The sequence below is a fragment of the Bacteroidia bacterium genome (assembly GCA_033391075.1).
In the GTDB taxonomy this organism is placed as follows: Bacteria; Bacteroidota; Bacteroidia; order J057; family J057; genus JAWPMV01.
Genome location: JAWPMV010000005.1, coordinates 211,697 through 237,914, shown reverse-complemented (window position 1 = coordinate 237,914; position 26,218 = coordinate 211,697). Strand labels below are relative to the sequence as shown.

At 41.3% G+C, this 26,218-nt stretch carries 32 protein-coding genes; 6 read left to right on the top strand and 26 right to left on the bottom strand.

Annotated elements, in window-relative coordinates; genetic code table 11:
* Positions 1 to 2: 2 nt before the first annotated feature.
* Positions 3 to 617 (bottom strand): TetR/AcrR family transcriptional regulator, encoded by a 615-nt coding sequence (locus R8P61_36620; protein ID MDW3652660.1) that lies wholly within the window; start codon positions 615 to 617, stop codon positions 3 to 5.
* A 78-nt stretch (positions 618 to 695) separates the two neighbouring features.
* On the opposite strand from R8P61_36620, the gene R8P61_36615 reads away from it, so the two are divergent.
* Entirely contained in the window at positions 696 to 1,394 is a 699-nt protein-coding gene (locus tag R8P61_36615) for a hypothetical protein (protein ID MDW3652659.1), read from the top strand.
* 373 nt (positions 1,395 to 1,767) lie between these two features.
* Here R8P61_36615 and R8P61_36610 read toward each other — a convergent pair whose 3' ends face one another.
* From R8P61_36610 to R8P61_36495, 24 genes are all read right to left on the bottom strand, one after another.
* On the bottom strand, positions 1,768 to 2,388 hold the full coding sequence (locus R8P61_36610; GenBank protein MDW3652658.1) for an NAD(P)H-dependent oxidoreductase: 621 nt from the start codon (positions 2,386 to 2,388) through the stop codon (positions 1,768 to 1,770).
* Between the two features lie 246 nt (positions 2,389 to 2,634).
* The gene (locus R8P61_36605; GenBank protein ID MDW3652657.1) at positions 2,635 to 3,777 is read right to left on the bottom strand and encodes an acyltransferase family protein; all 1,143 of its coding nucleotides are present in this window, start codon (positions 3,775 to 3,777) and stop codon (positions 2,635 to 2,637) included.
* A gap of 63 nt (positions 3,778 to 3,840) precedes the next feature.
* Positions 3,841 to 4,974 (bottom strand): helix-turn-helix domain-containing protein, encoded by a 1,134-nt coding sequence (locus R8P61_36600; GenBank protein MDW3652656.1) that lies wholly within the window; start codon positions 4,972 to 4,974, stop codon positions 3,841 to 3,843.
* A gap of 32 nt (positions 4,975 to 5,006) precedes the next feature.
* Positions 5,007 to 5,531, bottom strand: coding sequence for a hypothetical protein (locus tag R8P61_36595; protein MDW3652655.1), 525 nt, complete (start codon positions 5,529 to 5,531; stop codon positions 5,007 to 5,009).
* 5 nt (positions 5,532 to 5,536) lie between these two features.
* Positions 5,537 to 5,848 (bottom strand): hypothetical protein, encoded by a 312-nt coding sequence (locus R8P61_36590; GenBank protein ID MDW3652654.1) that lies wholly within the window; start codon positions 5,846 to 5,848, stop codon positions 5,537 to 5,539.
* 41 nt (positions 5,849 to 5,889) lie between these two features.
* Positions 5,890 to 6,546 carry a hypothetical protein gene (locus tag R8P61_36585; protein ID MDW3652653.1) on the bottom strand — a complete coding sequence of 219 codons (657 nt, stop codon included), beginning with the start codon at positions 6,544 to 6,546 and terminating at the stop codon, positions 5,890 to 5,892.
* The gene (locus R8P61_36580) at positions 6,530 to 7,021 is read right to left on the bottom strand and encodes an RNA polymerase sigma factor (protein ID MDW3652652.1); all 492 of its coding nucleotides are present in this window, start codon (positions 7,019 to 7,021) and stop codon (positions 6,530 to 6,532) included. Before R8P61_36580 ends, R8P61_36585 begins: the two co-directional genes overlap by 17 nt.
* Positions 7,022 to 7,139: 118 nt before the next feature.
* The gene (locus R8P61_36575) at positions 7,140 to 7,688 is read right to left on the bottom strand and encodes a CIA30 family protein (GenBank protein ID MDW3652651.1); all 549 of its coding nucleotides are present in this window, start codon (positions 7,686 to 7,688) and stop codon (positions 7,140 to 7,142) included.
* 2 nt (positions 7,689 to 7,690) lie between these two features.
* Entirely contained in the window at positions 7,691 to 8,098 is a 408-nt protein-coding gene (locus R8P61_36570; GenBank protein ID MDW3652650.1) for a hypothetical protein, read from the bottom strand.
* Between the two features lie 59 nt (positions 8,099 to 8,157).
* Positions 8,158 to 8,673 carry a hypothetical protein gene (locus R8P61_36565; protein ID MDW3652649.1) on the bottom strand — a complete coding sequence of 172 codons (516 nt, stop codon included), beginning with the start codon at positions 8,671 to 8,673 and terminating at the stop codon, positions 8,158 to 8,160.
* 204 nt (positions 8,674 to 8,877) lie between these two features.
* A complete protein-coding gene (locus R8P61_36560) occupies positions 8,878 to 9,069 on the bottom strand; it encodes a hypothetical protein (GenBank protein ID MDW3652648.1) in 192 nt (63 codons plus the stop codon).
* Positions 9,070 to 9,104: 35 nt separating this feature from the next.
* The gene (locus tag R8P61_36555) at positions 9,105 to 9,839 is read right to left on the bottom strand and encodes a hypothetical protein (GenBank protein ID MDW3652647.1); all 735 of its coding nucleotides are present in this window, start codon (positions 9,837 to 9,839) and stop codon (positions 9,105 to 9,107) included.
* A 48-nt stretch (positions 9,840 to 9,887) separates the two neighbouring features.
* Complete coding sequence (locus R8P61_36550) at positions 9,888 to 10,622, bottom strand: hypothetical protein (protein MDW3652646.1); 735 nt, start codon at positions 10,620 to 10,622, stop codon at positions 9,888 to 9,890.
* Positions 10,623 to 10,637: 15 nt separating this feature from the next.
* Positions 10,638 to 11,165, bottom strand: a complete 528-nt coding sequence (locus R8P61_36545) for a hypothetical protein (protein ID MDW3652645.1) — start codon at positions 11,163 to 11,165, stop codon at positions 10,638 to 10,640.
* Positions 11,155 to 11,604: a hypothetical protein gene (locus R8P61_36540; protein MDW3652644.1), complete on the bottom strand. Its 450-nt coding sequence runs from the start codon at positions 11,602 to 11,604 to the stop codon at positions 11,155 to 11,157. Before R8P61_36540 ends, R8P61_36545 begins: the two co-directional genes overlap by 11 nt.
* Positions 11,605 to 11,684: 80 nt before the next feature.
* Positions 11,685 to 13,427 (bottom strand): sulfatase, encoded by a 1,743-nt coding sequence (locus R8P61_36535; protein MDW3652643.1) that lies wholly within the window; start codon positions 13,425 to 13,427, stop codon positions 11,685 to 11,687.
* Between the two features lie 102 nt (positions 13,428 to 13,529).
* Positions 13,530 to 14,780 (bottom strand): alpha/beta fold hydrolase, encoded by a 1,251-nt coding sequence (locus R8P61_36530; protein MDW3652642.1) that lies wholly within the window; start codon positions 14,778 to 14,780, stop codon positions 13,530 to 13,532.
* Positions 14,732 to 15,151: a nuclear transport factor 2 family protein gene (locus R8P61_36525; protein ID MDW3652641.1), complete on the bottom strand. Its 420-nt coding sequence runs from the start codon at positions 15,149 to 15,151 to the stop codon at positions 14,732 to 14,734. The genes R8P61_36530 and R8P61_36525 overlap by 49 nt, the downstream gene beginning before the upstream one ends.
* 144 nt (positions 15,152 to 15,295) lie before the next feature.
* Entirely contained in the window at positions 15,296 to 16,351 is a 1,056-nt protein-coding gene (locus R8P61_36520) for a helix-turn-helix domain-containing protein (GenBank protein ID MDW3652640.1), read from the bottom strand.
* Between the two features lie 118 nt (positions 16,352 to 16,469).
* Positions 16,470 to 16,970 (bottom strand): hypothetical protein, encoded by a 501-nt coding sequence (locus tag R8P61_36515; protein MDW3652639.1) that lies wholly within the window; start codon positions 16,968 to 16,970, stop codon positions 16,470 to 16,472.
* 18 nt (positions 16,971 to 16,988) lie between these two features.
* Positions 16,989 to 17,567, bottom strand: coding sequence for a class I SAM-dependent methyltransferase (locus tag R8P61_36510; protein ID MDW3652638.1), 579 nt, complete (start codon positions 17,565 to 17,567; stop codon positions 16,989 to 16,991).
* 8 nt (positions 17,568 to 17,575) lie between these two features.
* Entirely contained in the window at positions 17,576 to 18,181 is a 606-nt protein-coding gene (locus R8P61_36505) for a hypothetical protein (protein ID MDW3652637.1), read from the bottom strand.
* A 78-nt stretch (positions 18,182 to 18,259) separates the two neighbouring features.
* Positions 18,260 to 19,033, bottom strand: coding sequence for a hypothetical protein (locus R8P61_36500; GenBank protein ID MDW3652636.1), 774 nt, complete (start codon positions 19,031 to 19,033; stop codon positions 18,260 to 18,262).
* Between the two features lie 2 nt (positions 19,034 to 19,035).
* Positions 19,036 to 19,965: a DUF5694 domain-containing protein gene (locus R8P61_36495; GenBank protein MDW3652635.1), complete on the bottom strand. Its 930-nt coding sequence runs from the start codon at positions 19,963 to 19,965 to the stop codon at positions 19,036 to 19,038.
* Positions 19,966 to 20,142: 177 nt separating this feature from the next.
* Between R8P61_36495 and R8P61_36490 the strand changes: the two genes are divergently transcribed.
* The gene (locus R8P61_36490) at positions 20,143 to 21,030 is read left to right on the top strand and encodes a LytTR family DNA-binding domain-containing protein (protein ID MDW3652634.1); all 888 of its coding nucleotides are present in this window, start codon (positions 20,143 to 20,145) and stop codon (positions 21,028 to 21,030) included.
* A 5-nt stretch (positions 21,031 to 21,035) separates the two neighbouring features.
* Here the strand turns inward: R8P61_36490 and R8P61_36485 are convergent, their stop codons facing one another.
* The gene (locus R8P61_36485) at positions 21,036 to 23,324 is read right to left on the bottom strand and encodes a S8/S53 family peptidase (protein MDW3652633.1); all 2,289 of its coding nucleotides are present in this window, start codon (positions 23,322 to 23,324) and stop codon (positions 21,036 to 21,038) included.
* A gap of 36 nt (positions 23,325 to 23,360) precedes the next feature.
* Here R8P61_36485 and R8P61_36480 point away from each other — a divergent pair, with 36 nt between their 5' ends.
* The 4 genes from R8P61_36480 to modC are packed head-to-tail and all read left to right on the top strand — an operon-like array spanning position 23,361 to position 26,216.
* Positions 23,361 to 23,567: a hypothetical protein gene (locus R8P61_36480; protein MDW3652632.1), complete on the top strand. Its 207-nt coding sequence runs from the start codon at positions 23,361 to 23,363 to the stop codon at positions 23,565 to 23,567.
* 44 nt (positions 23,568 to 23,611) lie between these two features.
* Positions 23,612 to 24,433, top strand: a complete 822-nt coding sequence (gene modA / locus R8P61_36475) for a molybdate ABC transporter substrate-binding protein (GenBank protein ID MDW3652631.1) — start codon at positions 23,612 to 23,614, stop codon at positions 24,431 to 24,433.
* 15 nt (positions 24,434 to 24,448) lie between these two features.
* Entirely contained in the window at positions 24,449 to 25,147 is a 699-nt protein-coding gene (gene modB / locus R8P61_36470; GenBank protein ID MDW3652630.1) for a molybdate ABC transporter permease subunit, read from the top strand.
* Positions 25,134 to 26,216, top strand: coding sequence for a molybdenum ABC transporter ATP-binding protein (gene modC, locus R8P61_36465; protein MDW3652629.1), 1,083 nt, complete (start codon positions 25,134 to 25,136; stop codon positions 26,214 to 26,216). Before modB ends, modC begins: the two co-directional genes overlap by 14 nt.
* The last annotated feature ends 2 nt before the right edge of the window (positions 26,217 to 26,218 follow it).

The window sequence follows — 26,218 nt, the reverse complement described above, 5'->3', positions numbered from 1 at the left end:
TATTATAGGTTTTCTTTGTAGGCGCTTTTCCCCTTTTCTGTAAGATAAGGATAGAACATATTCATAAATAGTTGGACATGCTCTTCAATAATCTGCTCTACTCCCTCCGAATTGTAAATTTCTGCAGAAGAAATCCAGCAATCACTAAAGATTCGTATTCGCTTGATGAATTGCTCGTATTCTCCGGCATATTCTTTCTCTCTCATGATCCCTTCTTCTATTGCATCTGAAATGGCTTCCCGATACATATGAGCCCGAAGCTTTTCTATCTCCAGAAACTCCTTTTTCAATTTCTCATTCTCCCGCATGATGAGATTGAGATCTATCATAAAGAAACGATAATCATATAAGGTTTTAAATCCTGAGCGAGCCATCTGAATCAAGGTCCAGATACTCATTTGCCGGTCTTTAAGTTTTTGATTTTCCTCCAGGGCAGCTTGCAATATTCTTCCATGCAGCCTTTCGATTATCTCCTGTTTGGATTTGAAATGGTAGATCAGGTTGCCATGACTGATCTTCATACCCGCAGCGATTTGTCTAAGAGAAACTGCTGCTACTCCCTCTTCATTGAAGAGCTGATGGGCAGTATCCAGAATTTTTTCAGGAGTTTTTTTCATATTTAGTCCATGTGGTCTAAAAAAATTAGTACATTTGGTCTAAAATAGAGTTTTTAGACAATTAAGCCTAATTTTAAGATGAAACGTATCCATATTCCTCAGATTTCAGACCAGTCCTGGTTTCCGGGCTTCCTTAGCAGGAACATTCATGAATTTATGAGCTGGTTTGTGGGTAAAGTTGGTGCTGCTGCTCCTTTTCTTCCGATTATTGAGCAAGGCCTCGAACATGCTGATCAAATCATTGCAATCGAAGAGGAACAGGGAGCAGGTTTTGAAACCTTAGCTCCCTTGCTGGACGCCGATATTCCCATAAAGTATCAGAAAATAGATGAACTGAATACCAAAGAATCAGGTCTATATGTAAGTGTAAATGCTTTTCACAAATTAAAAGAAGAAAAAGCTCGAAATTTGCTCCGTCGGATTGCCTCGGAGGGACATCCTCTGGCAATTGTGGAAGGGAATAATGACAGCCTCTGGCAGGTATTTGGGATGACAGTAATCGTACCTCTGACGGTTTTGCTTGCAACTCCATTTGTGAAGCCTTTTCGATTCAGTCGCATAATATTCACCTACCTCCTGCCTGTTTTGCCTCTGGTAACTTTTCTGGATGGAGCTATGGCCTTATTGAAATTGTATGCACCCACTGATCTGGATGAACTGACATCCTCACTTGGATGCAAGGATTATTCCTGGAAAAGTGGCAAACTTGATAATGGCAGAGGAGGCAAAATCATCTACTTACTTGGTTATCCTGAACGGGTAGTAGAAAGTGTTTAAAACCCAGGATCATGGTTTCGATTTTGCCTTTACTTTGGCTGCATAATTTGCCGAAAATCTGGACATGATAGAAAGAGGTATATATCCAGAAAGATCAATAGATGGCAAGGCATGCCCGATCTTCATGATGACATCTGCGCTTGTCTATCTCAGGACTTCTTTGGGAGCAGCGACATAGGTAAAAGGATCTCCTCTAAGAAACCCCACAGGAATCATGAAGAGCGTAATGATAATTTTTATCACAAGATTTGTAATTTGAACCTGATTCGAGAGGACCTAAAGTCTGGCATTTTCATCCTAATAACAAAACAAAAAAGCTAGCTGTGAGACAGGGATCTCAAACAGCTAGCACGATCGGTATGAAAAATTCTCTTTAGGCGATAGAGATTACCGATAAGTCTTGAATAGCCTTTTTTATGGCATTTTCCATCATTTCAGGACCCCAGTCCATTGGTTGAGCATGGGCAAAGGTGATATCATAGATACCTGCCAATCCGAAGATGGCGCGGAGATAGGGTGCCTGAAAATCGTAATCGGCCATTTGACCTCCGGGGCTATAGTCGCTTCCCCGGGAAGTGATAATGATCATTTTCTTTCCAGTAGCCAGGCCTTGGGGGCCTTTTTCCGTATAGGTGAAAAGGATACCGGGCTGCATGATGAGATCGATGTACTGCTTGAGTTTATAGGGGATAGAAAAATTCCACATGGGGCTTGAGACCAGTATGAGGTCGTAATCGAGGAATTCATGGGCCAGAGCTAAACTGGCTTCTCTTGATTTTTGTGCCTCCTCACTCAATTGTCCTCCCTGTACAACAGAAAGCAGGGAATTTGCATCCATTCCTGTTATCTCAGGAAGGTTCATTTCAAATAGATTAAGATGCTTGACCTCCATGGTCGGGTGTTGAGATTGTAAAGAGTCGAGATAAGCACTGGATACCCTTAGCGTGCGGGATAATTCCTTTCTTGGCGCGGCATTGACGTGTAATAACTTCATTTTGTTAACGGTAATTTGAATTAAGAACAATCTATTCCAGGCCTTTTAGTGAAAGACTAAAAGACCAGATTATATGAATCTGTCATTAAACTCTTACCTGATGTTAGATAGATCTTGTTTATTCTTAGGTTCGTTTCAGGCAGTCAAGGCTAAAGGAATTGATGCGATAATAGTAATTTCCTTTCCCTTGATATTTCAATTTATCTATAAATAACGGCCAAATCCAAAATTAATTGAATATTTATTCTATAAAGATGTATTTCTTTTTTTCTTCATGCCGAACAAGAAGCGAATAAAATTGTAAGGACGGATCAACAAATGATAGATAAGCAGAAAACTGATGAATGCTAGAAATAGTAAAAAGAAGAATTTAAAGATTATTGAATCATTTGTCTGGACTGTGTAGAAAGCAAGGATAACGATGAGGGTTTGATGCAATATATAGAATGGGTAAACGGCGGTATTTGCATAGGTAAGGATGCGGGAAGGTCTATTCAGGTATTTCTTCCCATATCCCAATGAAGTCAGGACCCACATCCAGCTATGGATGTTCAATAAGCCGAGATACAGATAGGAACTTAAGCCGGCTTCCCAGTCTATTCCTGGAGAAAAGGGTTCCCATGCATTCCAGCGGAGAATATTAATCCATACTAAACAAAAAGAAGCTAAACTGAGGAATGTTTTTCTTCTGGACTCGATGAAAGTAGCTAATTCCTTGATATGGATATAGAACAAACCTGCCAGGATAAAAAAGAAGAAAAAGGCATGACGGGCAAAGTCATGAATCAAATCAAAAGAAGGTGGGAAATAAGGATATAGCAAACAATGAGGAATAATAGCTATAAGTATAAATAAAGCGATATGATAGCTCCTGATTTGTTTCTTTGAGAAAATATGTCTCCGTTTTAACAAGTAGAAAATAGGAAGCGAAAGGAGATTGTAAGAAAACAAATAGGGGATAAACCAGAGATGGAGCCAATGGAAATTGCCTTGAGGCCACCATTGGAAGTCCAGAAAAGTCGAATAAAATTCGAGGTAATTCAAGTCTGAGCCCTGTAGCTTCCTTTCAAAATAGATTTGAGGAGCTACGAGAAGGAAGGTCCAAATAAAAGTAGGAATAAGCAGCCTTTGAAAGCGGAGTTTGCCAAAGGACTGCCAGGACATCCTTTGCATGAGGATATAAGAGATACATCCGGATACCATGAAAAGGAGCGGCATTCTAAAAGAAGACATCCAAAAATTGAGTTCCAGTAATAGCTGGCTGCTTTCTTGATTCTTTATGTGCCAGCCCCAATCACTGACAAAAACCATAGAAACATGAAAAAGATACATCATCAGAATCGCAATAACCCTGAGAGCGTCTACATAGTGAAGTCTTTTGTCCATCATATTAATTGTATATATGAAGGCAAATAGCGCTCTGCAGTAGCGAGTATCGTCCTAATGGGTAGCTTAGGACTTGTTTTTCAGGAAGTTTTTTCTGTATTGAGAAGGAGTTTGCCCGCTAAATTTCTTAAAAATGAGGTTAAAGGAGCTTTTGGAATTAAATCCAGATTCCAGTCCGATTCCTAATAAAGAAAGGTGAGCGTAGTCTAAGTCATGTATTTTTGCTTTCACTTCATCCACCCGCATTTCATTGATCAGATCATAAAAACTTTTCTGAAAGCCCTCATTGATAAGTTGGGAAAGTTGATTGGAGGACATATTCATTTCCTGCGCGAGTTCATCCAGGGAAAGTCTGGGTCTCAGGTAAAGTTTTTGGCTTTTTAAAAGCTCTTCCAAGCGAGCTTTTTCCTCCTGGAAATCTTTATTCCTGCTTTTTGATTCGGCAGTTGAAATGGAGGAGGACAAGGGCGATTCTATATGCCGGGGATAAATGGCTTGTTGCTTGATACCGAAATAACCTATGAAGAGGATCGCCAGGCTTAAAGATAGGAAGAGGAGGTTGTCTGCCTGAGAAAAGGGAATGAGAGGAATGAGGTCGCTAATAATATGGGTGGAAAGAGAAACAAAGGAGAGGGCCATGAAGAAATACAGAATTACTTTTAGCCATTGTAAATCGATGTTTTCTGTAAAGGAAAACTCATCTGCTAATCTCTTCCTGTATCTGTGAATATGAATAAGCGAAAAGAGGGAATAAAGAGGTACCGAAAAATTGAGAAAAAACTCAGCTATATAGATAATCGTGGAAGTTTCCTCCTGACTTTCTCTTTGATAATAGGCAAGTTTTTCCCCTGCAGATAGAAAATAAAAATCAAAGAGAAGAAAGAGTGTCAGTAGGAGGAAGGGAATTCCGTGCAAGATAAAAAATCGTCGAATGGCAATCTTTACCTTACTGCTTATTGCCAGGGTATAGTAATACAGGATGGGTCCAAGAATCAGGGGAAGAGGATAGGTCAAACCAATGAGATGTGGATGGTTTAAACTAAGTGAACTGATCTCAAAATAATGATCCAGGAGTAGGAGTCCATTTATCAGAAAAAAGAAAATCAGGACTTTATGTTCATCGATAACCTTTTTCCCGCCTATAAATAAGCTGGCAATGAAAAATGCCTGTACGGCTCCGATAAGTACCAGACTTTCCATATTTCCGTAAGAATAGGAAATAAATAGATCTTTTAGGAAGATAATGAGGAAAAGATCCGGGCTAGCTCAAAGCCATTATAGCCAGTTTCCTCGCTCACTTCCCGAAGAAAGGCCAGGGGCAGTTTATAAGCCCTTAGTTTTTCCTCAGAAGAAAACTCAACTTCTGCCAGCCAGAGCTCTTTTTCGGCTAAGACTATATGATCAATCCCAATGTGTTGACTGTCGATGTCTTTAAGATAATATCTTCTTTTTTTTAGGAAGAATGCGGGTAATTGGGCAAATAAGTCATATTCCCTTTGACTAAGGTAAATCGTGCTGACCCATTGTTGAGATTGGCTTTGGAGTTTGAGCTTCTTACTTAGCTTCCATTGCCTGTTTTTTCCATCAAAAGTCCTTCTGAGTCTTATTTGGGTATTTATGAGGTAATGATCTTCTATTTCCTTGAAGGGGAGTTTGCCTAATTCTGCGGGTGGACCTGGAAGCAGGAAGCTTCGTTCCCACTCTGTTTGAGCATATTTCCAGGCTTTGCTTTCGGGGATTTCGGGAGCTATACTCAATGGAATTAGGATTTATGGTTCAATATTTTCTGATAGCTTTGAGTGGCTGGCAGGTATTCCTGGAGTTGGTTTTCTTGATCGTAGAGATACAGCCGACCGCAATTGTTGCATTCATAGGCAAATCGAAAAGAAAACTTCCGCCTGAGGTCCATGCATTTGGCCTCCTGGGCCTTTTTCCCTTTTTGGGGTGATTCTATGGCATCATCTACGGCTGTCCAGAATGCATTCCATAATTTATCAGGTAGTACATGAGCTTTGGTACTATGTCCATCAGTCGAATCTATGATTAAGGAACCGCAGGCACAAGAAATCTTCATAGGAACTCAAATTTGCCCAAAAGATAAGGAATCCAGCTAAATTAGGACCTAAGTTCTTCGATGTCTCTGAGCAAATCGTCCAATTTGCCCATAATCTCTCCATAGACCATTTTTACATCCCATTTATACAATCGCTCGGCAAATTTTAAGAGAAGCCCGGATATCCCCAATACTCCTCCAAGCATCAAGGCAGGAATTCCCCACAGCCAATAGCTATTCGCAAAGTTCTCTTTCAGGGCATCCAGAAAATGAAAAAGCAGGATTTGCCCATCTACTTTAAAGAAACTAATCCCAAGCACCAGAGAAATAAAGAAAAAGGGATAAAACACGCGTGCAATCTGGATATTTACTTTGCCCCTGTATTCCATCCAGGACCTGAATGAACGGAGATACTCATAGCTACTTTTAAACTTGTCGATTTCTTTTAGCCTGCTGAGCAGACGTTTATCTACCAAGGCCATGAAATTGAGCATCAGGAACATGGAGACTCCAAAATACCCGAATCCAAATATGCTAGTCGCAATCAACATAACAGAAGCACCTAGAACGATCCAGTTAATGTTTTTCCGAAACATGCTCCGGTATTTATCAATCAGATGCTCAGATTTACGGCTATAAAGATCGTTTAGCCGTGGAATACTCATTTCCTCATGCTCCGAAAATCCTGCATTCCATATATGTTCAATAGACTTTTCCATAAAGCATTTTCTTTAGTCTTTCTTTAATTCGTTTGATTCGCACCCCCACATTATTTGCATTGGTACCCATGATCTCGGCGATTTCCTGATAGGATTTTTCTTCCAGGTATAAGAGAATGACAGCCCGATCTATCTCCTTCAGTTGTCTGATGGCCCGATAGAGTTGATTGAGATCCTCATCCGAAAAAGCAGCCTTCTCCTCCTTTTGCTCGGCAGGCAGGGTCTCAGCAGTAACTATGTGTTGGTTCTTTTTGTCCTTTCTTAAAAGGGTGAGGCAAACATTCAGGCTCAGCCTGTAAATCCAGGTCGACCAAGTGGAATCGCCTTTAAAGCTATCCTTGCTTCTCCAGATTTGCAGGCATACCTCCTGGTAATAATCTTCAAAGTCAGCCTGGCTATGGGTATATGCCCGACAGATCTTGATGATGATGCCGGCATAGGGTAAAATAGAAGCCTGATAAAAGTCGCTGCTCACACTCTTTTTTCTGTTTAGTGGCTGGAATCAGAAAAAATTACACAAAAAGTGAAATTAATTTTCGTGAGCGGAGGAATTTAAGGCCATTGGGATGAAATACCTTAGTGCTAATAGCAATTTAGCGGAATTCGATGGAGTCAATTTCGATTTCAAAATCTCCTTCTCTTTTCTCTGCGCAGATAAAACCGATCCGAATAATACGAGCAAGCTCTGAGGAACTAATTCTAGCACCCGTTTGCTTTCCCAAACGATATTCTTCGAACTCTTTGAGCGGGATGACTTGGGTAATCCATTCTCCATCGCTTTGCCTGAGATTGCTTTTGTAATAGGGGAGGTAGAAGGCTCGATTGAGCTCCAAGCGGAATCCCAACTTCAATCCTTTCGTCCGATACCGGATACGAACTTCCTTAAAAGCTCGGAGATCCATATTCTGGTAAGGACTTCTCAGGGAAGCAAAACCTCCATTATTATCGAGGGAAATCCTACCGCTGAATTTCAAACCTTCCTCAGTGAGGTAGGCGGAACCCTGAGAAAGCCCTCCCATGACCCCATCGTTGATTACTCTCCACTTTTGACCGTCAAGCTTTTGGCCGAAGTTTATTTTATAAGGGGCATCTGTTGTCACGGAAAAGAAGAGAATAAGGGGAAGAAAAACTTTTACTAGCATAATTATTCAGCTGCGCTCATACCGGAGCGATTTCCATTTCCAAACACTCGAAAAGACAATTGTTTTTGGGTGCTGGTATTGAGTAAGGTAATGGCCAGACTGGTATCACTGGTCCATTCATAATTTGCCCGGTCAAAATCCTGATTGCTGCCCTGGAAAGCTCTATAAGCCCTGAGTGCGCCGCTGACATCATGATAATAGACTACTCCATAACCTTCAAATCCTTTGATTTCCCTGAAAATCTGAACCTCACCAGGCTGATGGCTTTGTAAGTCAGATTGCGAACTTCCAACTTTGCGAATATCTGTAATGGGAATGCTGGATTCGTATATAGAGCTCTCCTGTTTATTGCCACAAGAAAAAAGAATCAGCAGAACCAGGAGTATAAAGGGGATTTTTAGAAGTTTCATCTTGTCGAGGTTTTGACTGAGCTGAGCATACTTAACCCATAGACTCAGATAAAGTTTTCTTATTTCTGGCTCGTGTCTTCCAGGGACTTTTTTATCAAAGGGAAATCCTCCCATTGACAGATACCGACTGTTAAGCCTGTGGCTTCCCGTTTTCGTATTTCTTGCTCTAAATTTTCGATTTCATTTAGGATAGCTGGTATTTGACTCTGAAACTTAAAGATGCATAAGTGCTTATGACCATGATCGAGGTAGTCAACAGGATACCAGGCTTCATACATGGATTGTTCAAGACTTAGATCGGTCCTTTCTACTCTTTCAGGATTTTTTAAGTCAAACACACAGGAAAAAGACTTAGGAATTTTGAGATCGGCATAGGCATAATGGGTGAAAAGAGCAATTTCCTTTCCCGAAGCTTCCCAGTTCAGATACTTTTGGGTCAAGGCTGTTTCCTTGAATAGACCTTTTGACAGATTTTCCCTGCATTTAGCTTTCCAATGATCCAGGGCAGTGCTTCCAAAGTGAATGTCAGTGAATAAGAATCGCTGCTCCCGGGGACAATCTTTTTCTGCCAGCATATTTAACACAAGTTTAGGGATCTTTTCTTCCTACTTCCTCTATCAGGAATAAACCATCATCGATAATGCCTAATTATACGACCTAATAATCGACTGTAGATTTTTTTTAGGGCAAAGCAAGGATAACTCCAGCTCTTTGCCCTTATCCTTTTGATTATTAGCGAAATATCCCTCTTTAGTTAAAGAAGATAAATCAAGATTTTGTCAGGAATCCTGTTCCCCTTTAAAAGACTTGGATTTAGAAATAATAAATAGTGCGATTGCCATGATAATAGGAGCGATGCCCGAAAGGAAAGAGGCATTTACTTCTTCGGCGGTAAGTCTTTCGTATAGAATATATCCTCCTAGTACGAGTAAGATAAGGGCAATGATTTGTAGTACGTTCGCTTTGTTCATGATCCTATTTGTTAATGATTGCTAGAACTTAATAGTTATCGATTTAATCCTTGAAATACATTTCCTCTTGATCGTATTTCCCAATTTTCATCCATTAAAAGGGGCAAAGCTGTTGACTTAGCATCAAGACTGGCGAATAGACCATCTGAGAAACTTTCAATCCAATACCTACGTCTGGAATCCATCACGCCTCGTCCATAAATGAAAGATTGCTTACTGTGCAAGAGACTTGATTGATCGATTAGGATTTGAAGCATGAAATCTGAATTGATGCGCTCATCGTCAAAATCCGGTTCAAAATTCGCATTCATATATCTTAAATCCACAAAAGGCCTTAAATCAAATCCCTGGATTCTCCAGCTTTTCCACCATTTACATGAGACGGATTCTATTACCCAAATCTCATCACTTTCTTCGCCTATTCTTGAAATTTTTGGAATCAGGGATACAAAAAACAAGGTATCTTCTGAATTGTCGGACTTGCGCTCATAAATTCCCCAGTCTTCAAATAAACTATCTTTTTGAGTTTCAAGAATCGGAGTTGACAATAGCCCTTTACTGGATGTAGCGATTTTTTCCTTCATCAATTGATCTACTCCTGGATTACGATTGGAAATGCTTGATCCTGACAATTGCTTTTCTTCTACGCCTTTCAGCACTCGATAAGCATGATCCAGGTCCTCGTATTGACGGTATTCATAAGAGCCACTTTTTCCACATCCTGAACTTACCAAAATGATCAAAGGAAGGTAATAGATAAGTTTTTTCATGATTGATTTTAACTGGATGAAAATTTTACTAAATCCATTCCATCTAGCTTAATAGCTTAATTCAGGAAAAATATTCCCTCTTGCTCGTGTCTGCCAGGATTCTTCGAATAGATTCTCAAAATTTTCCTGATTTTTTCCTTCCGCTATGAACAGATTATATTCATCCTTATAGATAGTCCATCCTTCTTTGGCGGACCGAAATTCCATATCCCCACGAAATCCATAGCTGAGGTGGTTCCAAAAATCAGAATCATCTATTTTAATTTCCATGATCATATGGGAGGTAATATCATTGTCTTCATGGCCAGGTCCATAGAGGGAGCTATAATAAGAAAGACCTACAAATGGTTTGATGTCAAAAGCCCTTAGCTTCCAGCTTTTCTTCCAGCTGCATTTCACCGAACTTATAAGCCATGCTTCCTTTCCATAATCTCCAATGCGAGAGAGTACAGGACTGATTCGCGCATGAAACAGGGTGTCTTCTTGTTCTCCATTTTGTTCATAAATCCCCCAATCCTGATATAAGCTGTCGGATTTACTTTCGTGTATATAGGCTTCAAATTCTTTTTGATCAATGGAAGCCAGGTACTTTTCCAAGCCAGAACTCAAACTTCCCTTGTAATTGAAACTAGACCATGAGCCCGGACGAAATTTTTCCTGGTAGGTATAAACCCTGTAGACCCAATCCAGTTTATCCGGATTTCGATATTCATAGGAGCCTTCCGAACTGCAGCCGAAAAGGACTAGTACATAGAGTAAAAGAAAAGGGAATGTGTATTTCATGGTTTTGTTGTATTTCTATTGAGGAAAATTTAGCTCGGTTTTGCTAAAAGGAGTTTGTTTCTCCATTACATCTAAAAGAGTACTCAAGCCTAGCAAATGTTGATGCAATTTGAGCACTTTTCCTTTGCCTTTCATTTTTAGCAATCCGGAAAGGGGAGAGAAACCTACTTCTTCGATTTCGGACCATTTCAATTCCTGACTTTTGCCCAAGTAGCTATGTACCTGAATCTGATCATTGTCAAAGCTAACTTCATGTTTGTAATACCACATCAGCAGGTAGACTCCCATACCTCCAAAAATTAACCAGCAGAAAAATACGATCAAAATAGCATCTTCTTCATTCAAGAGAATACCTATGGAAAGGATTAAGGTCATAAGTAGAGCGAGATATCCAATGACTCTGTAAAAAGCGTGCATACGCAAAAGGCCCGAACCATCAGGATTTAGCTCCAATTCCTTTTTACTCCCTTTATTCACAAAGGAATAGACGATAAATATAAGGGCGCTAATAATACTATAGAGGAGAAAATCTTCAATTTGCATGACCTCTTTGTTTATTCAGCAAAGCAATAAATTCATCGGGATCAGCTGTCCTGATCGAAAGGGTTCTGCTAGCCCCTTGATCCAAAGAAAAGCAAATCTTAATTACTTTTCTTTTTCTCTCCACTTTTGAAATTTTGCCAATGGGTATTCGATGAAATAGATCAATCTTTTCAGCGATAAATGCGAACATTTTAGGTCCCCGAATCCAGAGTTCATCTTCGGTAAGGACTATTTCCAATGTTTTGTCAGCAGATCCCATTTTTGCCTGCCAATCTTTGTCGGATTGACCTGAGCCTCTTTTATCTCGATATAAGACCCTTACACTCTCTAAATCAGGGAAGGTGACGGCGCTGGCTTTCTTACTTAAACGGTAAAATTGGAATAAAATATATCCAAGCACGAGTAAAAAAACGCTTAGGAAAATGACTTCTGGCTTCATGGTATGTAAACTTTCTTGAAAACTGTATCCTAAAGATTAAGTCCTCTATCCTAAAGTTTGAAATGAATCTTACGGCGCTTCTATTTTCCCACTTCTAATTGTATTTCCTCACTTTCCTCCCAACCATATCTTACGGCTTTAGCCATAATTTTAGTAACTCCTTCCATATTCAGCGCTTCATGATAGAGCTTCCATTTTCCTTCATTGATTCTATAGGCGATAGAGGCTCCCTCAATGGATGATTCGATGGTGATTTTACCTCCATCCTCTTGAATAAGGGGAGCTTTGGTTTTGGGAGTTTTTCCTCCGGGATGAAATTCCTCTACCATATCTCCCTCTGCGATTTCTCCCCAGTCTTTATGGCTTGCCAGGTATTCCTTAAGTGCGCTTCTGAGTCGATGCAAATCCTCCTGGTAAGCAGTATCCTGACTCAAATCCTTTAGTTCAAAAGGATCCGTCCAGGTATCGAAAAGTCTTTCCTCACCCGGCGCCTCAAACCAACGCAATTGCTCCGCATTCAATTTTCCGGCATCTTTGAGTTGCCATAACTCCCTCATGATGTCGAGATTATCCCTAAATGCAAGAGGATGTCCTCCTTCCTGTTCCGGATGCCAACTGCGGATATACTTAAAGCGTTTATCGCGGATAGCCCTTTGTCGATCGGGAACTTCATCAATTCTATCTCTGGCTGCCAGGATATAGGTTCTGGAGGTATCGGGCGAAAGGAAATCCTGTCCTTCGATAAAATCAGGGACAGCTGCATCAGCCATTTTCAGGATACTGGGAGCCAGATCGATAAAACTGACCAGACTAGAATCTATACCTCCCGCCTGATAGCCCTCATTCCTCCATCGGGGAGGGACATAAACGATCATGGGCACTTTGATACCGGAATCATATAATTCTCGCTTAGATCGGGGTAAACAATCGCCATGATCCGTTGTCCAGATGATAATGGTATTATCAGTCAGGCCATCTTTCTCAAGCTTATCCAAAATATCTCCTACAATCGCATCCATAGCAGATATATTGTTATAGTGTTTGGCGATATCTTTTCTTACGATTTCTGTATCGGGGAAATAGGGCGGGAGTTCCACTTTAGCAGGATCGGTTTGGACGACAGCTTCCTGGCTACTCAGTTTTCGAAAAAGCTGTATTCCCAAATGCATGGCTCCATGAGGCTTTGTACCTAATGGAGCGAAAAGACCTGTTTCATGCGTCTCCATGAAATTCATCATCCCAAAAAAAGGCTGGCCTGTTTCTCGATTCCTCCAGAGCTTGCTCTCATTTTCTTCATCCCAAATAGTGAAAGGGCCCGAGCCAGGGAAAGCCCCGCTAAATTGGTAGTCCTGCTTGGCAGTATTGAAAGTGAAGTAGCCGGCTTTGCGTAGGAGTTCGGGGAAAGCTTTTACCTCAGGAGGCGGAACAGAGGTATAAGCACCTTCGGGTCTGCTTCCGGTCCGCATATGATGGGAAGCAATTTGGGTTTGCATCATACCCGTGATCAGGGCAGCTCTACTTGGCGAACATACGCCTGCGGTAGTGAAGGTATTGGGAAAGCGAACTCCCTTTTCCGCTAAACGGTCAATATTAGGAGTATGAGCCACATTATCTCTAAAAGCTCCGACTCGATCACTCATATCTTCAGCTACCAATAAAAGAATATTAGGTCTTGCATCCACAGAAGCAGAAGCTTCCATTTGTTCCGGGAATTCCCAGGCTTCCACTTGAAAACTGTTTTTCTTTATAAAAAAGACCAAGCCCCCTAATAGCAGGCTAAAGAGGAGAAATATAGCAATGAGTATTCTTCGTAGTAGTTTCATATGGAGATCAAATAAAGCCAAATGAAATTACGCTTTTCGAATCCAGAAAAAAAGGGATAGCCCTATTCAGCTATCCCCGCCTTAATTAACATCTATTTCGTTTCAGTTTTTAGAAATGCTATCCAGTATTTCCCTTGCCCGATCATTATCAGGATTGAGTTCTAGGGATTTTTTATACATCTCCCTTGCTTCCTTATGCTTTCCGTCCAATAAAAGGGCCTCCCCATAGCTATCATAGACATTCGCACTATTGGGAAAAAGGAGGGTATTGAGTTTAAATATTTCCAGGGCTTTTTCCAGTTCCTCTTCATTGAGCAATTCATAGCCCCATCGATTGAGGTCCCTTTCTGAATGCCAAAATTCATATTCCCGTTCGCGGTAGGTATTGCTCTGCTCCAGATTGTACTGCAGGCTTTTGCTGAGGATATCTTGTGAATCACTATTTGGATCAAGCTGTGCATACAGTTTGACAATGCTATTTATTGCCAAAGCCGGATTATCATAATGGAGATAGTGAGAACAATCATTGGCGAGTATTCCCTGGACATTATCGCGTTTTGCGGCAAATTCGATGTGGCGCTCTTTCCATCTTTCCCGATCCGCTTCTAATTCAAATTCAGGAGGATTATCCGCTACTATATCTATAATCGGTATGTCAGGAGGGAAATCAAATTTGCGGACACTTTTCACAGTCTTCTCCAGAGAAAGGCATTCATAATAAAGACCTTGACTTAAGCCCTTCACATACTCCAACCATTCCGGGGTAAATTCTGCCTTTTTTTGCTCCAGGAATTTATCGGTCCAGAAGCTTTTTAGGTTAACATCTATAAGGACAATGGCTTTGACTCGATCGGGATAATGGGCGGCTACATAGGCCGCATAGAATCCTCCATAAGAATGGGCAACCAAAATCAATTCCTCATCATAGCCCAGCTTATCCAGGCCTTCCATCAAGGCATCGATTCCATGGTCAATGAAGCCTTTTTCATCATCGGGCAAATCCGGATTAAGGCTGCTTTGTCCGTATCCGGCCCTGTCGTAAGTAATCAGGCTAGTGCCCGTTATTTCCTGCAAAGGTCCTAATAAGGGATTCCAGATGCTGCCATCATTTCCTCCGCCAGATTCAAAAAGGATAGGTATCCCTTTTCCTTTCTGAATATTGAAATGGAGTTTTTGCTTTCCCACAGATACCAGCGTATCCAGATTTTGAGAAAAAACGGATAGGGGAGTGATTACTGTGAATGAGAGGAAGAGGAGTAAGATATACTCCCCTTTGTGTTTCAGGTAAGGCATATATGCAGGTCTTAGTTTGCTGTACTTCTTTTGGTAAACATCTTGTGAATGATGGTCCATTTCCCATTTGTTTTGAGCAGCATAAAGTAGTCGATATAAGGAACTGGATTTTTGGGGTGAGAAATCTCGACTTTTGCTACGGCTGCATTGTTTTCATAATCGATAGAAATAATCTTGCCTCTTTCTCCGGTAGGCTCCCCTTCTTTGGTATCCAGGATATAGGATTTGCCTGACCATACCGCGACATCATCATTTTTCACATAATAGAGATTCAGATCTGGATGAAAGGCCTTTTTAAGTCTGTCAGGTTGACCATTGGTTGAGCCTTCTATATAATCTGTGAGGGTTTGGCTGATGAGTTCAAATTCAGATTGTGCCTGAAGAGAGGGCAAAAAAGCCAGTAAAAGGATGATGAAACTTATTCTTTTCATAGCTAAATGAAATGTGGGTTTTAAAATGTAAAGGAGCTGAAAGGAATGTGATCAGCTTTTACCCAAATTAGAAGAAGTAGCTAGAAAAAGGGTCTCAGATGCCGCTAATGATCTCCGAGATTATAAATCCGAAGAAAAAAAGACCTAAACGAGGGACTTTTTGAATTTGGCCGGGGTTTGACCTTTGAATTTTTTGAATGCAGTGTAAAAAGAGGAATTGGATTTAAAACCACATTCCTGGCCGATGGCCTCCAGGGTGAGATGATGTTCATGTTTTAGCATTTCCTCCGCTGCCTGTATCCGATATTCATTGATGAAATTGGAAAAACTTTTCCCCAGATTATCATTGAGATATTGAGAAAGTAGGTGAGGGGCGATGTCGAGTCTGGCTGCTAATTGGGGGAGTTTGAGCTCTGGATTTTTGTATAAAGCTTCTGTTTGGAATAAGATGTCCAGTTTGCCCGCAATAGACTTGGCTTCCTTTTCCTCAATTTTCTTATTAGCATACTTGACCTGCTGTACCAAAAAGGAAGTATTATTCCGCCTTTTAAATATCCATAAGAGAAGAAGGAGATAGAAAACAAAAGAAAAGGAAATCGCTCCGAATACATAGGAGGTATAAGGAACCAAATTGTAGAAGAGCCAGATGATGAATATGCCGCATACAAGGCTTATGATCCAAATCTCCTTATCACTCAATTTTTCTCCTTTTTTGAACAGACAAGCAAAGGTCTTTCTACATAGAAGGAAGGAAAAGAGGATGTATACGAACCATTGCCCATATAGAATCCAACCAAAAGGACCTCCTCCGCTTCTTTGCCACATCATATAATTTTCTCTGTAGGGGAAAAAATAGCCGAGTAAAAACATAATGATTACGACGGGAAGGATATGCAAGAGCCAGTTCCAGGAGGGGTTTTCCTTGGGCTTCAGGCTTTCTCGGGTATAAAGGTATAAACAAGGACCAATCAGGGCACAAGCTCCCAAACCAATTTGGATGAAGGTATTGGAAATATTAGGGTCAAAAGTGAGAAAAACTGATTTGGTAACCCGTACACTCACTGCCAGTAAAAGACCTGCGAGAAAATAACTTTCCCGATTTCTGTGTTTTACAAAAAAGGCAAAATAGGCACTTAGAAAGAGGCCATTGAATGCCCCAAGTGCACTAAAGAAGAATAATACTTGTGTTTCAAATGCCATCTGAAAAAGCTCCCCTTAAATATACATCTTCCTGCTACTTCTTTTACCCTAATTTCTCTGGAGGGTTCAGAGAAAGGACTTCATGTTGAATGGAATTGTTGGAATAAATAGCCAATGTTCAGCTTTCAGCATCATATTTGGGGGAAAGATGTTCTTCTTCAGAGGGAAGCCAGCCCGCATTAATTTTCGGAATAAGCGCTTGCAGATAGCTTCTTACTTTTTTCTTCGTCATATCGATGCAGACCAAAAGCGGAGAACTTTGGTAAGCTCCCATTTCAGTAGTTGCCAATAAAAATTCTTCGTCGAAATTATTCGAGGCAGTTGTTACGGGCATATCTTCATCTTTTATGGATGAATCATGCTTATCTAAATTTCGCCAGACGATTTCTTCATCAAAGGCCTGTTCGGTCCTGTAAGCCAATTCTCCTGCCGAGCAAATGGCTCCTACTTTGTGGTCGATACATGCTTTGGCGACCGGATAGATCATTTCCTCGTCTTCCTCATTAGCAATGGTGAATACTACCCATTCTCCATTTGGTAGAGATTTCCTCCAGGCTCGGTTATTTCGGATGGCAAGATAATAGATCGGTCTTCGCCCGACTTTTCCTAATAATTCCAATAAGATTGTTTTGTGGGTTTATGCTAACTGAACTTTTTCCAAACAGATCATTCGATAATCAGAGGTAGAAGTGTGTCCAGAACTTTGATCATGGAAGGTGTAGAGGAAATCCTCTTCGCGAATCATACGCAAATAAGAATGTTGAGCTATCAACGCTCCGAGGACTTTCTCTTTTTTAGTAGTAATCTGAATACAAATGCACATAATCGCTCCTTGCTTCATATTTGAGAATAGTTTCTCTAACAAGCGGCATTCTTTCTCTTTGTCCTTTTTTGCAAAGTGAAACATGCTATCGAGCAGAATAAAGTCGAAGTCTGCACTTCCCTCAAAAGAAAAAATATCTGCCACTTCCACAGATAGGCTAAGACCCTCCTGAATTACAATTTTCTTGATTTGCTCTATTCCTACTTCGGATGAGTCGATCGCTTTAACCTCAAATCCCATCCGTGCCAAAGGAATAGCATCCCGGCCCTGACCACAACCCAGGTCAAGGACTTTCCCTTTCGATTCAAATTGATTGAAAAAAGCCAGTAATTCCGGATAGGCCTGCCCAAAAAGGTTTTCCTGCTGATAATAGCTATTATAGCTGCTGGACATATTTTCCTTTATAAATTTCTTTTTACCTCTTCCAGTGCATCCTCATACATCTGCTCTAAGAGTATTTCCTGCCCAGTCAATTCCCAGAACCTTAACTGAAACTGAATGAGAATTTTTTCCAGCTGCTTCATGTCATGAGATTGGGTATCGAAATAATAATCGAGAATTTTGGAGAGGGTACGATCCATGAGCACATCTTGTAAAGAATAAACCCGCGTCAACTTTTGGGTGGTTTCAAAGTCAAATTCTGCGAGAATTCCTGTTGACTTGGATGATTCCCAGGCAGTTTTTGTGAGAATGGCATCAACCAGAGACTCATTTTTTGTGAGTAGCCCTAAATTGAGGTAGCTAAAGGATGCCATTTCTTGTTTAAGACTATCCTCCTTTCCCTCAATAAGCCGTGTTATTCGTTGCCGAATAGCTACATGTTTTTCTTTCCATCGCTTGATGCTATTGTGGTTTTGTTTTAGCTCCTTTTCAATGCTCTCCAGGGCAATTTCTTTTTTATTCCGGATTTTTCCATCCTCATAGAGTTTATTGATAAAAAGGGCAAAGAGTACACTGAACACAATGAGGAGTCCTTCTGCCAAATAGTTTTTGCGTGTGCCTTTCATGAAAATCTGTCTTAGTCTCCCTCAAGATAAAACAGCTATACTTAGAAATGAAAGAAGTAGAATGGGAAATACCTTCTTTTAAAAAGCTTTGATTGCCAGATCCATGAAATAATGGACCAAACCCAACCAGAGAATATCCTTGCTTCGATTTAAAGTGTAAAGAACAAGGATGGTGATGCTAGCTGTAAGGAAAAAGAAACTAAGTATATGCATCCAGGGATCTCCTTCAGCCAGAGAGGAAGGCACATGCCCCAAAGCAAAAAGAAAAGCGGGGATGGCCAGGGCCCATTTCAAGTTTGTCGCCCATTTTAGTCGAATAAATAGAAAGGCCAGAGCTACATTCTCCAGAAATACAGCCGGAAAATTGGAAATTGAGTCCAGGCTGAGAGCTGATTGCAGGATTTTCGGAAATCTGTGTAGCTCGCCACGCAAAAGCAGGAATACAAAAAGTCCGATTAAAGAAGCTATGAAGCCGAAGCCCAATTTTTTGAAAACTTCGCGGCTCGACAAATATATAGTTTTGGGACTTTGTTTTCGGAAAATGAGTAAGAGGAAAATGGGGCTGAATATGAGCAGATTGTTCAGAGGCCAAATCAGCAATTTGTCTATTGCTTCCGAGTCCACTTTTGGAATCAGGAAACCCGCACTATACAATTGTCCTATTCCAAGTATGCCAAAACTTGCCAGGAGTGCTAAGAATAAATCTAAACGGGCTTTTTGAGAAATCTCCGGCATTTCTGCTTGCCAAAGAAACCTTTTGCCATTCATCACAAACCAACTCAAACAAATGGCCGAATAGGCGAGAAGAAGCGGCAGGATAAAAAATGCCTCCGAACGCATGATTTCTTCCATATCTAATGAGGATTTTGAGCCAGGATTTCTCCAAAGGTCCGTACGCTATGTCCTTTTGCTTCCAGGAATCGCTTGATATGACTGATGTGCGCGCTTCCTACTGTGAGAAGTACTTTTTGGGCGCCTGTTGACCGGGCTTGCTCAATGATCCGATCTGCCATGATCTCATTTCTTTTCAACCAATAGCTTTTGACATCTCTGGCCTCAAGAGATGTTGGCAATCGATCCGGGAGTTGATCAATAAGTTGTGAAAAGGCATCTTGAAATTCAGCTCCATTCACATATTCCATCAGGCCTCCTTCCTTTTGGGCTTTTTTATATCGCTTTTGGGTTTTTAAATAGCTTTTGAGTGGCTTCCATTTCAGGGAAAAGAAGAACTTTTTAAGGACTTTATTATTGTTGGAGAGAAAGTCTTTTTCTCCCGCTCTGTAATCAATGGGATAATACTGATCCATCCCTAATCTGATACCGGCAGGATAAACAAAGAGGCCGTATTCTGAATGCTTGAGGTTTCGGTGATATTTGGCAAAATACCCTAAACTATCTCCTGCACTTTCCGCTTGCATCCAATAGTAATAAGCATTCCAGAAATCATATTGCGCATAAAACGCTGCTCCTTTAAGAATGAGATCTGTAGATCGGGTCTGAGAGTGAAAATCTGACTTTTCCAGGCTATCGCGTAAGCGATCTGCTTTTTTAAGGGTATTCCCCCAGATTTCTTCCAGACTTTCCGTATCATAAGTTGGAATGGCTTCGATGCAAATAATATCCGGCTTTAGCTCAACGATAAAGTTTTCTATCTCTTCCAGATTTTGAAGCGATTGGTATTCTTCTTCAAAATGATGGACTGACCCCAGCAAGTAGATATCCAGTTTTTGGGCAGTAAGGGGAAAAGAGAAGAACAATAAAAGCGGGATGATCAGGTATCTCATGTGCGTTTGTTTTTCATTGAAAATACACTCCATTTTTTCCTGAGAATCCTGAAAATGTCTGAAAGCTGGCTTTTCAGGTTCGAAATCAGCAATGAATCGCGGCCTGCGAAAGGAGCAAATGTCTGAAATACCTAAATTGAGAGTCGAATCAGGAGCGATGAAGAGCGATGAAGAGCTATGCGTCTTACTTATGATTTATTGAAAAACTGGAAGGTGATCCTACTTTCTACCTTTCTAATAAGCCTTTTTTATCAGGCCATTATATACCTGCATCCCGAAAATCTGGACTGGGTGGGAAGTAAGGCTTTCTCTTATTCCAATCTCTTCTACTTTCTCTTTATCGACCAATTTCTCATTGAGATTTGGACCATTAGCATCCTTTTTTTCTTAATCAGGCTGTATGCGAGAAAATGGAAACTCAATCGACTGGAATTGACCTTGAAAGATCTTCTCCTTTATGAATTGAAATTTTTGCCCCTATTGCTACTTGCTTTCCTCTTCTTTGCGCCCTTTTCTTTAAGCCTTAGGTATTTTTTACATCATTTCCCGGATTGGAAGCCGGATATCTATTTCAATCAGTATTTCTATAGCTGGAAAATCTACATCAATTATCTCCCGGTTGTCCTTATGGCGGGCTATGCAATCCTGAATGTGAATTTGCTGAGGCTATATCAACAGCAATTGGACGAAACCAGACAGGATTTAGTTTTGGCTCAAAAACCACAGATACAGGAACGATTAGCAGCTACTGATGAGCTTGGACAACGATTGCTTAAACCTAATGAGATTGCCTGGATAGAAAGGATTGATCGAAAAACCTTTGCCTTTATCCCGAAAGAAAAACTACGGCTCAAAGAAAACCTGAGTGAACTGGAAGCTAAACTCGATCCGGATAAGTTTGTACGAATCAACCGTAGTACCCTGATCAATCTGGATTATCTCCACAATTATTCTTATTGGGAGAATGACAAATACGTAGTCCGTCTTATAGCCCAGGACAGGGAGTTTATCATGTCCCGGAATCGTTTGAAAAAGTTAAAAGACAAATTTATTCCGCAGGCCTGATCGATTTATCGGGAGATGACAAATTTCATAAGCTCCCTTTTCCCACTGCTACTTTTCAATTCCAGGAGATAAGAACCGCTACTTAAATCTGCTGTATTGATAAGCAGGACTTCTCGATCCTGTTGAATTTCATGAGAAGAGGTGTACAGTTCCTTTCCCTGAAGATCTCTGATTGCAAGTTTGACTTTGTTTCTTTGCAGATCGATCAGTTCTAGCTGGATTTCATCTTTGGCCGGATTCGGATAAAGACGACTAGAAAGTCCCAGGTCTCGAGAACTCAGTTTGATATTTATACTCCGGGAGTATTCATATTCACCATCAAAATCGACTTGTTTCAGGCGGTAAACATTGCTACCTAAATTGGCAGCTTTGTCAATAAAGTTGTATGAACTTATGCCATTAACTGTACCTGATCCTCCTACTTCTCCAATAGCTTGAAAACTATTTCCAAACTTTTTCTCTATCACAAAAAGATCATTATTCAACTCCTGGGCTGTCTCCCATTCCAGTTTGATGTTTCCGTTGAAAGCCTTTCCAGAGAAAGATAGATACTCAACCGGGAAGGTTGGGGCAGGAGTAGCACTCAACGCATCATTAGCATTGGCCATTCCATATCCGGACTGATTATCAAAGCCACTAGCCCCTACATCTACGGTATTATTTAAGAGGATATTTGTTACTTCTGTAGCGGTCAATCCAGAATTCCTCGACATAATCAGGGCCACGATCCCAGAAACAATGGAAGAGGAAGTCGAGGTACCTCCGAAATAGCGATTGTATTTCATATTGGGGTAGTTGAGATTGGCAGTCGGATGATTGTAACCGTCTGGATAGAGGTCAATGGTAGTTACACTATTTTCCATGCCTTGCCAGGGGGTGGTTCCCACTTGTCGGGAAGTGGGGGCTACGATATCCAATTCAGGTCCATAATTGCCATAAGCGGGAAAGTTTCCCCTTAGGTCAATAGCACCAACTGCAATTACCTGCGGTAGATTGGCCGGATATGCTACACAATCCCAGGGATAGGAGGGAGAACCCACATATTGTCCGGAAGCAAAAATGAATACACAACCCAGACCTGAACGTCCCAGGCTTTTTGCATCATCTATGGCCGCTTCGATAGGAGCGAAGAGGGTTCCGCTTGTCGTAGTACAGGTTTCCAGCACCCAGGAATTATTGATTACATCTCCTCCATTTTGCCAGGCCCAGTTGATGGAGTTGGCAAGATATTGTATCTCAGTAGGATCTGTTTGATCTATTTGGCCGGCATCTACAAAGGCAGTTGCCGAGATAAGTTCACATTCCGGACAGATCCCTGCTACGCCTATGGAATTATGCGAGGCTCCGATAATACCCGCTACGCCAATTCCATGAGCTGCATCGGGCAGTTGTGGAACACCTCCAGCTATGAGGCTTGGGTCAGCTGTCCAACCGGCTTTCAGGCGACTGCTTCCATCCCCATTGTCGTCATTCAGGTCTTCATGATCTGTTACCCCCTGATCCACAATCGCCACTGTAATACCCGGAGAACCTGTTTCAATTCCCCAGGCCTCTGGTGCATCTATATCTACATCTGCAACTCCCCCTGACCAGAAATTCAAGTCTGCGAGTGGATTTTGACCTGTATTATGCAAATAGAAAAGTTTATCGAAAAGAGAGTCCGTCGGGAATGAATCTGCCGTAACTTTTACAGGATCATGGATATTCAGGCTCTGGCTGACAGCTACAACTGCAAAATTGGGTTGTGCCCATTTTACATGCCCGCTCTCATACAGACTATTTGACAGAGAAATGACTTCTTCGATATTATCTATGTCCACATAAGAATATCCGGTCGGAAAATCTCCACTTTGCGCTCCGCTGTAGACTTCCCAAATTTCTGCTAGTCTATCCCTGTCAACTCCTTCCTTACTCTCAAACAAAACCCTATGAGTAAGCCACATATCCATCCCTCCATCCAGGGTTCTGGACCAGGATGCACTCTTGATCGATAGAGGATCCAGGCCCAATTTTTCCACGGCTTCCATGGGACTAATCGGCAGGTTCGAATCAAAGTCGATGATTACTCGTTTGCGCTCATTTCCATAGGAGTATCTGACAAAGCTAACCTGAGCTTCCTCTTTAAACTTGAAAGCTCCCCTTTGAACGGGATCATGAAAATATAAACAGAGGGATGAAGTGTTTTCGAGTAAAGATATTTGTTGGCCTTCTCGTGATAAAAAATGAGAATCCTGTGCAATTGTCAGAGTGGATACCCAACAAAGGCTGATTAGGATTAAAATGGACTTGTACATGAATTTTTGGCTTTCCGAGAGTCTATGAGTAAATGAATGAGCAAATTTCCCAATTATTCACATGCAAACACCTCTATCTGTCCTGAATGGTTAATTGTCAGGGATGAGCAGAAAGAAACAGCCTATTGCCCTTTATGGATAGGTAAAAAGAGTCTTTATGATGAAATCAAGGCACTTTTTGATCGGAAAATTTCTATCAATTCCAAAAGTCTTTTGACTCTGCCCGATTTCTTTGGGGAATGAATTTTTTATCCTGAATGTTTTTTCAATATTTGAAGCTATTGTGAGTGGATCAAAAGACAAATCAATTGAATAAACCTGGTGTTTTCCGCTGGATGGTAAGGCCACGACTTTTATCTCTCAGTTTACTATTGAGCATGGTATCTGCATTTCTTTTTTCGGCCTGCGAAAGTGAAAAAGAAGAACATACGCTGACTATTTTTGCAGCGGCCAGTTTGGGAGATGTTCTTCGAGAGTTGGGAAAGGGTTTTGAGCAGGGGAAAGAAGTGAATCTGAGATTTAATTTCGGATCGAGCGGAACCCTGGCCCGTCAAATCGCAGAAGGAGCCCAGCCGGATCTCTATATTTCTGCCAATGAAAAATGGGCCCAATATTTACAAGAGGAAGGCGCTTTTGGTGGAAGTAAGCCTGAGAGGATTGCGCAAAACAGATTGGTCATGATAGCACCACAAAACCTCCGACTAGATGACTTTGGGATAGATAGTAGCTTGAATCTGCCAGCTATACTTGGAGAAAAAAGACTTTCTTTGGGAGATCCCAATCATGTACCAGCCGGACAATATGCACGTCAGGCCCTGCAACATTTCGATTTATATAAAGAAGCTGAGCCCTATATATTACCGGGCAAGGATGTGAGATCAGCCCTAATGGTTGTTGAGTTGGAAGAGGCGGCTTTGGGAGTTGTATATCGGACAGATGCCCTTCGATCGAAGAAAGTCAATATACTTGCTCAGTTCCCACAAGAGTCGCATGATGGTATTTACTACTATGCCGGGATGTGTACAGAAAGAGGTCTGGTAAAAGATTTTCTGTCTTATCTCGTTTCAGAGGAAGGGAAAAGCATCTGGGAGCGATACGGTTTTGAGTAAAGGAAGCATTGACAAATGAGTGAGTTATTCGAATTTAATGGGGCGGAATTACAGGCAATTTCCTTGTCTGTACAAGTCGCATTGATTTGTTCCTTGATTTCTCTGCCCCTCGCTCTGTGGCTCGGCTATGTGATGGCACGTAAGGAGTTTTGGGGGAAGTCGATCGTAGAAAGTATCATTCATCTTCCTTTGGTTATGCCTCCGGTTACTACAGGCTATATCCTCCTCCTACTTCTGGGCTCGAAAAGCCCGATCGGAAGCTGGATATATGATACTTTCGGGATCAAACTGGCCTTTTCCTTTTATGCGGCTATAATTGCCTCTGTTGTGGTTTCCTTTCCTTTGATTGTCCGTTCTATTCGAACCTCTATGGAATTGGTAGATACAGGATTGGAAGATGCCTCTCGCATGTTGGGGGCCAGCAAATTCAAAACATTTATCCAAATCACCATTCCTCTGGCATTGCCGGGGGTGATCTCGGGTACTATTTTGAGCTTTGCCCGCTCATTGGGAGAGTTTGGAGCTACGATTACCTTCGCCGGAAATATCGAAGGAGAAACCCAAACTTTACCCCTGGCCATTTATTCCTATATGCAGATCCCCGGACAAGAAGATTCGACTTTTCGCCTTGTTTTGGTATCCATTTTCATTTCCTTTCTGGCAATGATTCTTTCGGAGTGGTATATAAAGAAAATGAAAAATGCTAGAGCTTGATATCCTATTGCCGAGGAACCATTTTGATCTGAAAATTCAAGAGAAATTTTCGGCTGGGATCACAGGTGTTTTTGGGCCTAGCGGTGCAGGAAAAACTTCAATGCTGCATGCGATTGCCGGTCTGGCAAAACCTAAAGAGGGATTTATCAAAATAGGGGATAAGCCCTTATTCGATAGGGAAGCAAAGCTCCATGTTCCTATAGAAAAGAGAAACATAGGTTACGTTTTTCAGGAAGGTCGCCTTTTTCCACATATGAAGGTAGAAAAGAACCTGAGATACGGCCAAAAAAAGAAGGGGAACAATCAAGTCTCATTCGATGAAGTTGTAGAACTCTTGCAACTAGGACATTTGTTGGATCGGAAGATAAGTCAGATTTCGGGAGGGGAAAGTCAGCGTACAGCTTTAGGCCGATCTTTACTTTCATCCCCAGATCTGCTTTTGCTGGATGAACCTTTTTCGGCAGTTGATATGGTTTTGCGTAAACAAATTTTGCCCTTTATCATCCGCATCCAACAGAAATTCAAAATCCCCATACTGGTGGTCAGTCATGATTTACCTGACTTACTAAAATTGAGCGATCGACTTTGCCTCATTCGGGAGGGGAAGGTAATTGGACATGATAGCTATTATGAATTGCTCAAAAAACCGGAATTGGCTGATCTTTTTGGCGCTAGTTCCGTGATCAATGCCATAGATATGCGAGTCGTTCAGGCCTATCCAGAAAGTGGGCTGACAATTTTGAATGGGAATGGAGAAGGGCAGGAGGTAAGAATAAAATGTGAACAGAGTCGGGAAGTCTATCGCAAGGGGCAGGAAATCAAAATTTTTATTCAGGCAGATGATATCGCCCTTTCCAAGGAAAAACTGGAAAATGTCAGTATTCAAAACCAGCTAAAAGGAAAGATCACTGGTATCATAGAAAGAGCTGCCAGCCAGCTTTGCGTGGTGGATGTCGGCTTTCCATTATTGGTCGAAATTAGTGCGGAATCTCAAAAAAGAATGGATATCAGGAAGGGTTCGGAGATTTGGTGCTTGTTTAAATCAGTGGCTATTGATGTGGCAGATTAAGG